Consider the following 11234-nt stretch of genomic DNA (forward strand, 5'->3'; position numbering starts at 1 on the left):
TGATTAGTGGTGCAACTATCATCATATATTCATCCATCTTGACTACAATTACACTTTTATAGCCAATAGGTTATGCTAAAAGGCGATAAACCAAATAGTGTTTTCTAAAAAGGACGAGGTTAAGCATGAAAACCCTTGCCAAGGTATTAGGTATTATTATTGTTGTGATCATCGGCTTGTTGATCGCGATTCCATTTTTTATCCCCGTCGATGCCATTTTCACTAAGGTGTCCGAAGAGGTGGAGAAAACCACTGGCCGTACTCTGACCATAGCCGGCGATAAAGACTTAGCGATTTTCCCGTCGCTGCGCCTGGAGCTCAATGATGTCAGCTTCAGTAATATGGCCGACGGCTCGCGCGCCAATATGGCGACCATGAAGCAGCTTGATGTGCATATCCCCTGGAGCTCACTCTTCTCCGGTGAGGTGAAGTTGGATAAATTCGTTATTCGCGAGCCGGATATCTTGCTGGAGACCAATGCACAAGGCAAGGGCAACTGGCAGTTGTTCGACAAGGTGGCCGAGCAGCAACCAGAGCAAACGAAGTCTGGGCAGATTACGCTTCCCGAAAGCTTTGATGTCGAACTTGGTGAGGTGGCCATCTATGGCGGTCAATTTACCTACCTTGATGGCCAAACCGGCGCCAAGCAGCAAATATCTGATCTGGAACTGGCGGTATTGTTGGAATCATTGCGTAAACCGCTTGAGCTGAAGGGCGGCATTACCTATATGACGCAACGCTTTAACCTGGATGTGGTGGTCGATAACCCCATTAAGGCCATTGAAGGGCGGCCATTTGCGGTAACCAAATCGGTTGACTCTAAACTGGTTAATGTTGAATTCAAGGGACAAATCGCCGAGCAGGGTCAAAATATTAGCGGTACCTTGCACCTTGATGGTGATTCGGTCAAAGACATCGCCAAGTGGCAGGGCGTTGACCTTAATGCCAAGGATAACGCCTTTAATGCCTTTAGCGTCGATGGCGCCATGCAATTGCAAGGACAATCCTTCACCATTAATAAACTTGTGGCCAAGCTGGATGAGCTTGCCATTGAAGGGATGAGCACCATTAACCTGGGTGAGCGTTTGGCGGTCAATGCCAATGTAGATCTGGGCATGCTGGACTTAAACCCTTATCTTCCCGAGCCGACAGAGACTCCTGCCGAAAAGCCGGCCGATGATGCCAAGGCCGAGCCCATTGTTTGGGATGATACCAAGATGGACCTATCGGCATTAAACAGCCTGGATGCCAACGTGGTTGTGCGCTCAAGCGGCTTAAAGGCGCGGGATATTACCCTAGGTGAAAACCAGTTCACGCTGAAACTGCAAAATGCCGTGGCGAATTTAAGCATGGATAAGTTCGTGGCCTATGAAGGTCAGGGTAAGGGCACTGTAATGCTCAATGCTAAGCAGACGCCGTATCAGCTCAATACTAACTTTAGCCTGGCCGGTATCGATGCCGAGCCATTACTGACCGATGCGGCCAAGTTCGATAAGCTGATGGGTAAGGGCTCTCTTGATTGGCAGTTGAGCACACGCGGTCAAAGTCAAAAAGACTTTGTGAATGCCCTAGCCGGTAAACTGAGCTTTAATTTTGCCGACGGTGCGGTTAAAGGCGCCAATGTGGCCGAGCTGGTGCGTAAAGCCAAGGAATTGATCAAGGGTAATACCGCAGCGCTGGCCGATGGTTTAAATACCGGCTATGACGAGTCGCAAAAAACCGACTTTACCGCCCTCACCGGCAGCATGACGTTTACCAATGGTGTGGGAACCAACTCGGACTTGTCTTTGCAGAGCCCGCTTATTCGTATCACGGGTGAAGGTGAGGTGGACTTACCGGCGACCAAGGTGAATTATCGTTTGGTTACCGGTATTGTAGATTCCATCGAAGGCCAGGGTACCACGGACGAGAGCACCGGCTTTAAAATTCCGATGCGTATCAAGGGCCCCTTCCATGATGTCGGCATTAAGCTAGACGTGGCCGACGCGGCCAAAGAAGAAGCCAAAGAAAAAGTTAAAGACAAGGTAAAAGATAAACTCAAAGGCTTGTTTGGTGGTTAATTGACCCCATATCAATATTCAGCAAAAGGGCGCATTAAGCGCCCTGTTTGTTTTGTAACCAATTGAACCTTGGTGCAATTCGATGACAACAACAAGAAAGTGGCCGGTATAAGGGTCTTTTCCGCAGGTGAATATGCGTGTAGATACAGCCCCTTGGCCGGGAAATTAATTAAAAATTAGCCTACCTTTTGTGCGTCATTACTGATACAATTGCCCGCCCTCAGACGTCGTGTGACCTTAAAGTTGCCTGATATTTGAGCGGAAACGATATTTAATGCCTTAATTTTTAAAGAAATTTAGGCTGTTTGTAACTACACCGGAGCATCTAAAATGATCCAAATGCAAACTCAGCTGGACGTTGCTGATAACAGCGGCGCTCGCAAAGTGCAGTGTATTAAAGTCCTTGGCGGTTCACACCGTCGTTACGCATCGGTTGGTGACATCATTAAAGTTGCTGTGAAGGAAGCGATTCCACGCGGCAAAGTTAAAAAAGGTGATGTTAAAAACGCTGTTGTTGTGCGTACCAAAAAAGGCGTTCGTCGTCCAGACGGTTCTTTGATCCGTTTCGATAGCAATGCTGCAGTTATCCTTAACGATAACCTACAGCCAATCGGAACTCGTATCTTCGGCCCTGTGACTCGTGAACTTCGTACTGAAAAGTTCATGAAGATCGTTTCACTAGCACCAGAAGTACTATAAGGAGTCGATCATGGCAGCAAAAATCCGTCGTGATGACGAAGTAATCGTACTAGCCGGTAAAGACAAAGGTAAGCGCGGTAAAGTGCTTTCAGTTGTAACTGAAACTGGTCGAGTATTTGTTGAAGGCGTAAACCTTATCAAGAAGCACCAAAAGCCTGTTCCTCAGTTGAACCAAGCTGGCGGTATTGTTGAGAAAGAAGCGTCTATCGACGTATCAAACGTTGCGATCTACAACTCGGAAACGGGTAAAGCAGATCGTGTGGGTTTCAAGTTTGAAGATGGCAAGAAAGTGCGTATCTTCAAATCTACTGGTAAAACTATTTAATAGTTGGAGTAGAAGATGGCGAAACTGCATGAAGTATATAAAGACAAAGTAGTAGCAGAACTTCAACAGAAGTTTGGTTACAGCTCTGTCATGCAAGTCCCTCAGATCGAAAAGATCACATTAAACATGGGTGTGGGCGAAGCCCTAGCTGACAAGAAAATTCTAGAAAACGCTGTTGCTGATCTAGAAGCAATCTCTGGTCAGAAGCCTCTAATCACTAAAGCTCGCAAGTCAGTTGCAGGCTTTAAGATTCGTGAAGGTTACCCAATTGGTTGTAAAGTAACCCTACGTGGCGAGCGTATGTGGGACTTTTTTGAGCGTTTGGTTTCAATCGCTATCCCGCGTATTCGCGATTTCCGTGGTGTAAGCGCTAAGTCTTTTGACGGTCGCGGTAACTACAGCATGGGCGTACGTGAGCAAATCATCTTCCCAGAAATTGATTATGATAAAGTAGATCGCGTTCGTGGTCTTGATATCACTATCACAACTTCTGCGAAAACGAATGATGAAGGCCGTGCGTTGTTAGAAGCGTTTAACTTCCCATTCAAGAAATAAGGGTAGGGTTATGGCAAAGAATTCAATGAAAGCGCGCGAAGCAAAGCGCACTAAGTTAGTAGCACAGTACGCTGAAAAGCGTGCAGCTCTTAAAGCTATCATCAGCGATGTTAATTCATCAGATGAAGAGCGTTGGGACGCGGTTCTGAAGCTTCAGAGTCTACCGCGTGATTCTAGCCCTGCACGTCAACGTAATCGTTGTAACATCACGGGCCGCCCACATGGTTATCTTCGTAAGTTCGGCCTAAGCCGTATCAAGTTACGCGAAGCTGCTATGCGCGGTGAAGTTCCTGGCCTTAAAAAGGCTAGTTGGTAATAGAATCACGGGAGTAAGACAATGAGCTTGCAAGATCCTATTGCGGATTTGTTCACACGTATCCGTAACGGCCAGACTGCGAAGAAGGTTTCTGTTTCAATGCCATCTTCAAAGCTGAAAGTAGCAGTTGCTAAAGTGCTAACTGACGAAGGTTATGTATCTGGTTACTCTGTAACTGAAGGTGCTATGCCTGAGCTTGCTATCGAACTTAAGTACTTCGAAGGCAAAGCTGTAATCGAAAACATCCAGCGTGTTAGCCGCCCTGGTCTACGCATCTATAAGAAGCGTGACGAATTACCAAAGGTAATGGGTGGTCTAGGTATCGCTATCGTATCAACTTCTAAAGGCCTAATGACTGACCGTGCCGCACGTAGTGCTGGCGTTGGCGGTGAAATCATTGGCTTTGTAGCGTAATCGGAGGGGACTATGTCGCGTATAGCAAAGGCACCTATTAATGTTCCTGCCGGTGTAGAAATCACGCTAAAAGGCCAGGACATCACAGTTAAAGGTAAGAACGGTGAACTTAGCCGTACGATCCACGAGGCTGTTGAAGTTTCATTCGAAGAAAACGTAATCAAAACGACCCCAGTTGAAGGCGTTGCTAACGCTTGGGCTCAAGCTGGTACTGCTCGTGCACTTATCAACAACATGATTGTTGGTGTGAACGACGGTTACGAGAAGAAGCTACAGCTTGTAGGTGTTGGTTACCGTGCTGCGGTAAAGGGTAACGTACTAGATCTAACTCTAGGTTTCTCACACCCAGTAAACTTCGAGATCCCAGCGGGCGTCACTATTGAAGCTCCAAGTCAAACTGAGATCGTTGTTAAGGGCGCAGACAAGCAGCTAGTTGGTCAAACTGCTGCGAACATTCGTTCATACCGTGAGCCAGAGCCTTATAAAGGTAAAGGTGTACGTTATGCTGACGAACACGTGCGTCGTAAAGAGGCTAAGAAGAAGTAAGGTAAGACGATGGATAAGAAAACAGCTCGTCTACGTCGTGCTAAGCGCACCCGTAGAAATTTTATTGAACAAGGCAAAACTCGTCTTGTTATCCACCGCACGCCACGTCACATTTACGCTCAGGTAATTAGCGCTGAGGGTACTGTACTGGCTGCTGCTTCTACTGTTGAAAAAGCAATTGCTGAAACAGTTAAAGGCACAGGCAACATCGAAGCTGCGCAAGCAGTGGGTAAAGCAGTTGCCGAACGTGCGGCTGAAAAAGGCGTTAGCGCAAGCATCGCTTTTGACCGCAGTGGCTTTAAATATCACGGCCGTGTGAAGGCGCTTGCTGATGCAGCGCGTGAAGCCGGTTTGCAATTCTAGGAGTAGACAATGGCTAACGTAGAAGCAAAGCAACAACAGCCTGATTTGGCTGAAAAGCTAATCGCGGTAAACCGTGTGTCTAAAGTGGTTAAAGGTGGTCGTATCTTTAGCTTCACTGCACTAACAGTAGTTGGTGACGGCGCAGGTAAAGTAGGTTTTGGTTATGGTAAAGCACGTGAAGTTCCTGCTGCTATTCAAAAAGCAATGGAAAAAGCACGTCGCAACATGATCAACGTAGACCTTAAAGGTAATACACTTCAGCACCCTATCAAGGGTCGTCACGCTGGTTCTAAAGTGTACATGCAGCCTGCATCTGAAGGTACAGGTATCATCGCCGGTGGTGCGATGCGTGCAGTACTAGAAGTAGCTGGTGTACAGAACGTATTATCAAAGGCTTACGGTTCGACTAACCCGATCAACGTTGTACGCGCAACAATCGCTGCTCTTGAGAACATGAAGTCTCCAGAAGCAGTTGCTGCGAAACGTGGTCTTAGCGTTGATGAGATTTTGGGGTAAGACACCATGGCAAACACAGTAAAAGTAACTCAAGTACGTAGCTCTATCGGTCGTTTACCGAAGCATAAAGCTACATTACGTGGCCTTGGTTTACGTCGCATCAACCACACTGTAGAGCTAGAAGATACGCCTTCAGTACGTGGTATGATCAACCAAGTTTCTTACATGGTTAAGGTTGAGGGGTAATTCGATGAACTTGAATACACTTTCTCCTGCTGCGGGTTCTAAAACACCTAAGAAACGTCTTGGTCGTGGTATTGGTTCTGGTCTAGGTAAAACTGGTGGCCGTGGTCACAAAGGTCAGAAATCACGTTCAGGCGGTAAAGTACGCGTTGGTTTTGAAGGCGGTCAAATGCCTATGCAACGTCGTCTACCTAAGTTTGGTTTCACTTCACGTAAGTCGCTTGCGTCTACTGAAGTAAATCTATTCGAAATCGCTAAAGTTGAAGGCGATGTGGTAGATCTAAACGCGTTACAAGCAGCTGGTCTGGTTAAGAAGAACATCCAGTTCGTTAAAGTAGTTAAATCTGGCGAAGTTTCTCGCGCGGTTACCGTTAAAGGTCTTAAAGTGACTCAAGGTGCTCGTGCGGCGATTGAAGCTGCCGGAGGCAAGGTAGAAGAGTAAGGAAGTACTTTATGGCTAAACCAGGTCAAAATATGCAAAGTGCACAAAGTGGGCTTGCGGAGTTGAAGCGTCGTTTACTATTTGTTCTCGGAGCTATCATCATTTACCGTCTAGGTTCATTCGTGCCGATCCCTGGGATTGACGCCGCTGTACTTGCCGAATTCTTCGAGCAACAAAAGGGCACCATTGTTGAGATGTTCAACATGTTCAGTGGTGGTGCGCTTGAGCGTGCTTCAGTGCTTGCACTGGGTATTATGCCGTACATCTCGGCCTCGATTATCATGCAACTATTAACGCACATACATCCTGCGATGATAGAGCTGAAAAAAGAGGGTGAGGCTGGGCGTAAGAAAATTAGCCAGTACACGCGTTATGGTACGCTCGTGCTTGCTACATTCCAATCAATCGGTATTGCCACCGGCTTACCGAACATGATGGAAGGGTTAGTTGTTAACCCTGGCTTTGGTTTCTATTTCACCGCTGTGGTGAGCTTAGTAACCGGCTGTATGTTCCTCATGTGGTTGGGCGAACAAATTACAGAACGTGGTATCGGTAACGGTATCTCAGTACTGATTTTTGTTGGTATCGTAGCTAACCTGCCGTCTGCTATTGGTTCGACAGCCGAAATGGCGCGCCAAGGTGAATTGAACATTTTGGTACTTGTATTGATTGCGGTAATCGTCTTTGCCGTTACTTACTTGGTGGTATTCTTCGAACGTGGTCAACGTCGTATCGTTGTTAACTACGCGAAGCGCCAACAAGGTCGTCAAGTGTACGCTGCTCAAAGCACTCACTTGCCGTTAAAAGTGAACATGGCTGGGGTTATTCCACCAATCTTTGCTAGTAGTATCATTCTGTTCCCTGGTACAATTGCAAGCTGGTTCGGCCAGGGTGAAGGTCCTGTAGCTGACGTGTTACAAGCTATCTCAACAGCGTTGACTCCAGGTCAGCCTCTGTATGCGATGGTCTTGGCAGCGGCTATTATCTTTTTCTGCTTTTTCTATACTGCGTTGGTGTTCAACCCGCGTGAAACTGCAGATAACCTGAAAAAGTCTGGTGCATTTATTCCAGGTATTCGTCCAGGTGAGCAGACATCGAAATACATTGATAAAGTAATGACACGCCTGACATTGGCAGGTGCCTTGTATATTACCTTTATCTGTCTGGTGCCCGAGTTTATGACCATGGCATGGCAAACGCCATTCTACTTCGGCGGTACATCAATTTTGATTATCGTTGTTGTGATCATGGACTTTATGGCACAAGTACAGACCCATCTGATGTCACATCAGTATGATTCTGTGCTGAAAAAAGCAAACCTTAAAGGCTACGGCCGCTAAGGTTGGTTTACGGAGTTGAGTAATGAAAGTACGTGCTTCCGTTAAGAAAATCTGCCGTAACTGCAAAGTAATCAAGCGTGCTGGTGTAGTACGTGTGATCTGCAGTGAGCCTAAGCACAAGCAAAGGCAAGGCTAATTAAACAGTCATGCAGGCTGAGTATCCTACTCGGCCTGTGTTTTTCATATTGGTTTGGTTATCGCTTGAGTATCCTTACGGGCTTTTCAAGAAGATGATTACCAAACTTTAAAATAGGAGATGTGTTAGTGGCCCGTATAGCTGGCATTAACGTTCCTGATCATAAACATGCGGTTATTGGTTTAACTTCAATTTATGGTGTAGGTAAAACTCGCGCTAAGGCGATCTTAGCTGCGACTGGTATCGCCGAGACCACAAAAATCGGTGAACTTTCTGACGAAACACTTGACGTACTTCGTGAAGAAGTTGGCAAGTACACTGTAGAAGGTGATCTTCGTCGTGAAGTTACTTTGAACATCAAGCGTCTTATGGACCTTGGTTGCTTCCGTGGCTTACGTCACCGTCGTTCGCTACCACTACGTGGTCAGCGTACTAAGACTAACGCGCGTACTCGTAAGGGTCCTCGCAAGCCTATCAAGAAATAAGGTGGGGTAAGTTATGGCTAAAGCACCAATTCGTCGTAAGAAGGTAAAAAAACAAGTTGCTGATGGTATGGCTCACGTTCATGCTTCTTTCAACAACACTATTGTTACTATTACAGACCGTCAAGGTAATGCACTTTCATGGGCAACTGCCGGTGGTTCAGGTTTCCGTGGTTCACGTAAATCTACTCCATTCGCTGCTCAGGTAGCTGCAGAGCGTGCAGGTACTGCTGCTCAAGAATACGGTTTAAAGAACCTAGAAGTTTTCATTAAAGGTCCAGGTCCAGGCCGTGAGTCTGCTGTACGTGCATTGAACGCTGCTGGTTTCCGTATCACCAACATCACTGACGTGACGCCAATCCCTCATAATGGTTGTCGTCCACCGAAGAAACGTCGCGTATAACAATAGGTTAGGAGAAAGAACATGGCAAGATATTTGGGCCCTAAGCTCAAGCTAAGTCGTCGTGAAGGTACTGACCTGTTCCTTAAGAGCGGCGTACGAGCTATCGACTCTAAGTGTAAGCTAGAGAACGCACCAGGTCAGCACGGCGCCCGTAAAGGTCGTCTATCTGACTACGGTCTACAGCTACGTGAAAAGCAAAAGGTTCGTCGTATGTACGGCATCCTTGAGAAGCAATTCCGTAATTACTACAAAGAAGCTGCTCGCCTTAAAGGCAACACAGGTGAAAACCTACTTCAGCTTCTAGAGCAACGTCTAGACAATGTTGTATATCGCATGGGTTTTGCAAGCACACGTGCTGAAGCACGTCAGCTAGTAAGCCACAAAGCGATTATGGTTAATGGTCGTGTTGTTAACATTCCTTCTTTCAACGTTACTCCTGAAGATCAGGTAGAAATCCGTGAGAAGTCGAAGAAACAAGCGCGTATCGTAGCAGCTCTAGAATTGGCTGAGCAACGTGAAAAGCCAACTTGGGTTGAAGTTGACGGTAAGAAAATGGAAGGTACTTTCAAGCGCCTACCTGAGCGTTCTGATCTGTCTGCGGACATTAACGAACAACTAATCGTCGAACTTTACTCGAAGTAAAGTTAAGAGTTAAGAGAGGATAAAATGCAGGGTTCTGTAACCGAATTCCTAAAACCAAGGTTAGTCGATATCGACGCTATCAACCCAACTCGTTCAAAAGTGGTTCTTGAGCCGCTTGAGCGTGGTTTTGGTCACACTCTAGGAAACGCACTACGTCGTATTCTGTTGTCATCTATGCCTGGATGTGCAGTTACCGAGGTAGAAATTGATGGCGTTTTACATGAGTACAGCGCGAAAGAAGGCGTACAAGAAGACATCATTGAAATCCTGCTAAACCTGAAAGGGTTGGCAGTAAATATCGAAGGCAAAGATGAAGTTTTTCTGACCCTGACTAAATCTGGTGTAGGCCCTGTGACTGCGGCAGATATTCAGCACGATGGCGACGTAACAATCGCTAACCCTGATCACGTAATTTGTCACCTAACGACAAATAACAGCGAGATCAGCATGCGTATTCGTGTTGAGCGTGGTCGTGGTTATGTACCAGCGTCTAGCCGCGTATCCTCTGAAGACGATGAGCGTCCAATCGGCCGTCTGTTGCTTGATGCATCATTCAGTCCGGTTGAGCGTATTGCGTACTCGGTTGAATCAGCACGTGTTGAACAACGTACTGACTTAGACAAGCTAATCATTGATATGGAAACGAACGGCACCTTAGATCCTGAAGAAGCGATCCGCCGTGCGTCGACTATTCTTGCTGAGCAACTAGAAGCATTCGTAGACTTACGTGATGTTTCTGAGCCAGAAGAGAAAGAAGAGAAGCCAGAATTCGATCCTATTCTGCTTCGTCCAGTTGATGATCTTGAGCTAACAGTTCGTTCAGCAAACTGCTTGAAAGCCGAGCAAATTCAATATATCGGTGATTTAGTACAGCGTACCGAAGTTGAGCTTCTTAAGACACCTAACTTAGGTAAGAAGTCTCTAACTGAGATCAAAGACGTGCTTGCATCACGTGGTCTTTCTCTAGGCATGCGCCTAGAAAACTGGCCGCCAGCAAGCCTAGCTGAGTAATCTAGATCACTATATTTAGTTTAGTTAGAAGGATAGGGTCATGCGCCATCGTAAGAGTGGTCGTCAATTAAACCGTAACAGCAGCCATCGCAAAGCGATGTTCAGCAATATGGCTGGTTCTTTGGTGAAGCACGAAATCATCAAAACAACATTGCCTAAAGCGAAAGAGCTGCGCCGTGTAATTGAACCTTTAATCACACTGGCTAAGACTGATAGCGTTGCAAACCGTCGTTTAGCGTTTGCTCGCACGCGTGATAAAGAAGTTGTTGGTAAGTTGTTCAGCGAGATTGGTCCTCGCTACGAAAGCCGTCCTGGTGGCTACACTCGTATTTTGAAGTGTGGTTTCCGTGCTGGTGACAACGCACCAATGGCTTACATTGAACTAGTAGATCGCCCAGTTGCGACTGAAGAAGTTCAAGAAGACGCGCAGTCTGCAGAGTAAGTCTTAAAAAGACACAAAAAGCCGAGCTTATGCTCGGCTTTTTCTTTATATGGCCAAAATAAAACATCTCACTTCTATATATACAGCTATATAAGTATTCCTTTCCTACTGGTTTCACAGTTTAAATGTAACAATTAAGATCTAAATTAGATCGTTAACTGTTAAATACAGCTGTTATCGTTTTATTTTTGTCCAAACGATCCATTTTTAGCAATTTTCTTTAAAAAAGGGGTTGCGTCGAAATCGAATCTCCCTATAATGCGACCCCACTGAGACGGCAGGCAGCAACGCATAGCGAGGCGCTAGCGACTCAGGGAGTCAAGTAAAACTGGGTTTTAAGAAACTTTAAACTTTCTCAA

General features: G+C 46.2%; 18 protein-coding genes. All 18 read left to right on the plus strand.

Annotated features, from left to right (window positions below):
• The first annotated feature begins 125 nt into the window (after positions 1–125).
• The 18 genes from KD147_RS16215 (at position 126) to rplQ (ending at position 10875) form a co-directional block, all read left to right on the plus strand.
• The gene (locus KD147_RS16215) at positions 126–2060 is read left to right on the plus strand and encodes an AsmA family protein (protein WP_212548534.1); all 1935 of its coding nucleotides are present in this window, start codon (positions 126–128) and stop codon (positions 2058–2060) included.
• Positions 2061–2390: 330 nt separating this feature from the next.
• Positions 2391–2759, plus strand: coding sequence for a 50S ribosomal protein L14 (gene rplN, locus KD147_RS16220; protein ID WP_105253480.1), 369 nt, complete (start codon positions 2391–2393; stop codon positions 2757–2759).
• 10 nt (positions 2760–2769) lie between these two features.
• On the plus strand, positions 2770–3084 hold the full coding sequence (gene rplX / locus KD147_RS16225) for a 50S ribosomal protein L24 (RefSeq protein WP_105189440.1): 315 nt from the start codon (positions 2770–2772) through the stop codon (positions 3082–3084).
• Between the two features lie 15 nt (positions 3085–3099).
• Complete coding sequence (gene rplE, locus KD147_RS16230; RefSeq protein ID WP_105189439.1) at positions 3100–3639, plus strand: 50S ribosomal protein L5; 540 nt, start codon at positions 3100–3102, stop codon at positions 3637–3639.
• Between the two features lie 10 nt (positions 3640–3649).
• Complete coding sequence (gene rpsN / locus KD147_RS16235) at positions 3650–3955, plus strand: 30S ribosomal protein S14 (protein ID WP_105189438.1); 306 nt, start codon at positions 3650–3652, stop codon at positions 3953–3955.
• Between the two features lie 21 nt (positions 3956–3976).
• Positions 3977–4369: a 30S ribosomal protein S8 gene (rpsH, locus tag KD147_RS16240; RefSeq protein ID WP_212548535.1), complete on the plus strand. Its 393-nt coding sequence runs from the start codon at positions 3977–3979 to the stop codon at positions 4367–4369.
• 12 nt (positions 4370–4381) lie between these two features.
• A complete protein-coding gene (rplF, locus tag KD147_RS16245) occupies positions 4382–4915 on the plus strand; it encodes a 50S ribosomal protein L6 (RefSeq protein WP_105253479.1) in 534 nt (177 codons plus the stop codon).
• 9 nt (positions 4916–4924) lie between these two features.
• Positions 4925–5278 (plus strand): 50S ribosomal protein L18, encoded by a 354-nt coding sequence (gene rplR, locus KD147_RS16250; RefSeq protein ID WP_105189435.1) that lies wholly within the window; start codon positions 4925–4927, stop codon positions 5276–5278.
• 9 nt (positions 5279–5287) lie between these two features.
• Positions 5288–5794, plus strand: coding sequence for a 30S ribosomal protein S5 (rpsE, locus tag KD147_RS16255; RefSeq protein ID WP_105189434.1), 507 nt, complete (start codon positions 5288–5290; stop codon positions 5792–5794).
• 6 nt (positions 5795–5800) lie between these two features.
• On the plus strand, positions 5801–5980 hold the full coding sequence (gene rpmD, locus KD147_RS16260) for a 50S ribosomal protein L30 (RefSeq protein ID WP_105189433.1): 180 nt from the start codon (positions 5801–5803) through the stop codon (positions 5978–5980).
• Between the two features lie 4 nt (positions 5981–5984).
• Positions 5985–6419, plus strand: a complete 435-nt coding sequence (rplO, locus tag KD147_RS16265; protein ID WP_105200319.1) for a 50S ribosomal protein L15 — start codon at positions 5985–5987, stop codon at positions 6417–6419.
• Positions 6420–6430: 11 nt separating this feature from the next.
• Entirely contained in the window at positions 6431–7759 is a 1329-nt protein-coding gene (secY, locus tag KD147_RS16270) for a preprotein translocase subunit SecY (RefSeq protein WP_105189431.1), read from the plus strand.
• Between the two features lie 22 nt (positions 7760–7781).
• Positions 7782–7895, plus strand: a complete 114-nt coding sequence (gene rpmJ, locus KD147_RS16275; RefSeq protein ID WP_002959476.1) for a 50S ribosomal protein L36 — start codon at positions 7782–7784, stop codon at positions 7893–7895.
• A gap of 128 nt (positions 7896–8023) precedes the next feature.
• Positions 8024–8380: a 30S ribosomal protein S13 gene (gene rpsM, locus KD147_RS16280; RefSeq protein WP_105189430.1), complete on the plus strand. Its 357-nt coding sequence runs from the start codon at positions 8024–8026 to the stop codon at positions 8378–8380.
• Positions 8381–8393: 13 nt separating this feature from the next.
• Positions 8394–8780, plus strand: a complete 387-nt coding sequence (gene rpsK / locus KD147_RS16285) for a 30S ribosomal protein S11 (protein ID WP_022943956.1) — start codon at positions 8394–8396, stop codon at positions 8778–8780.
• A gap of 21 nt (positions 8781–8801) precedes the next feature.
• A complete protein-coding gene (rpsD, locus tag KD147_RS16290; protein WP_105253478.1) occupies positions 8802–9422 on the plus strand; it encodes a 30S ribosomal protein S4 in 621 nt (206 codons plus the stop codon).
• 24 nt (positions 9423–9446) lie between these two features.
• The gene (locus KD147_RS16295) at positions 9447–10433 is read left to right on the plus strand and encodes a DNA-directed RNA polymerase subunit alpha (RefSeq protein ID WP_105189428.1); all 987 of its coding nucleotides are present in this window, start codon (positions 9447–9449) and stop codon (positions 10431–10433) included.
• 40 nt (positions 10434–10473) lie between these two features.
• Complete coding sequence (gene rplQ / locus KD147_RS16300; RefSeq protein WP_105200316.1) at positions 10474–10875, plus strand: 50S ribosomal protein L17; 402 nt, start codon at positions 10474–10476, stop codon at positions 10873–10875.
• Positions 10876–11234 lie beyond the last annotated feature (359 nt).

Source organism: Pseudoalteromonas sp. BDTF-M6 (assembly GCF_018334135.1).
Classification (GTDB): domain Bacteria; phylum Pseudomonadota; class Gammaproteobacteria; order Enterobacterales; family Alteromonadaceae; genus Pseudoalteromonas.

Bases quoted from the DNA above. Each gene is read 5' to 3' on its own strand.
- KD147_RS16215 (WP_212548534.1), top strand. From the start codon at position 126: ATGAAAACCCTTGCCAAGGTATTAGGTATTATTATTGTTGTGATCATC.
- rplN (WP_105253480.1), top strand. From the start codon at position 2,391: ATGATCCAAATGCAAACTCAGCTGGACGTTGCTGATAACAGCGGCGCT.
- rplX (WP_105189440.1), top strand. From the start codon at position 2,770: ATGGCAGCAAAAATCCGTCGTGATGACGAAGTAATCGTACTAGCCGGT.
- rplE (WP_105189439.1), top strand. From the start codon at position 3,100: ATGGCGAAACTGCATGAAGTATATAAAGACAAAGTAGTAGCAGAACTT.
- rpsN (WP_105189438.1), top strand. From the start codon at position 3,650: ATGGCAAAGAATTCAATGAAAGCGCGCGAAGCAAAGCGCACTAAGTTA.
- rpsH (WP_212548535.1), top strand. From the start codon at position 3,977: ATGAGCTTGCAAGATCCTATTGCGGATTTGTTCACACGTATCCGTAAC.
- rplF (WP_105253479.1), top strand. From the start codon at position 4,382: ATGTCGCGTATAGCAAAGGCACCTATTAATGTTCCTGCCGGTGTAGAA.
- rplR (WP_105189435.1), top strand. From the start codon at position 4,925: ATGGATAAGAAAACAGCTCGTCTACGTCGTGCTAAGCGCACCCGTAGA.
- rpsE (WP_105189434.1), top strand. From the start codon at position 5,288: ATGGCTAACGTAGAAGCAAAGCAACAACAGCCTGATTTGGCTGAAAAG.
- rpmD (WP_105189433.1), top strand. From the start codon at position 5,801: ATGGCAAACACAGTAAAAGTAACTCAAGTACGTAGCTCTATCGGTCGT.
- rplO (WP_105200319.1), top strand. From the start codon at position 5,985: ATGAACTTGAATACACTTTCTCCTGCTGCGGGTTCTAAAACACCTAAG.
- secY (WP_105189431.1), top strand. From the start codon at position 6,431: ATGGCTAAACCAGGTCAAAATATGCAAAGTGCACAAAGTGGGCTTGCG.
- rpmJ (WP_002959476.1), top strand. From the start codon at position 7,782: ATGAAAGTACGTGCTTCCGTTAAGAAAATCTGCCGTAACTGCAAAGTA.
- rpsK (WP_022943956.1), top strand. From the start codon at position 8,394: ATGGCTAAAGCACCAATTCGTCGTAAGAAGGTAAAAAAACAAGTTGCT.
- rpsD (WP_105253478.1), top strand. From the start codon at position 8,802: ATGGCAAGATATTTGGGCCCTAAGCTCAAGCTAAGTCGTCGTGAAGGT.
- KD147_RS16295 (WP_105189428.1), top strand. From the start codon at position 9,447: ATGCAGGGTTCTGTAACCGAATTCCTAAAACCAAGGTTAGTCGATATC.
- rplQ (WP_105200316.1), top strand. From the start codon at position 10,474: ATGCGCCATCGTAAGAGTGGTCGTCAATTAAACCGTAACAGCAGCCAT.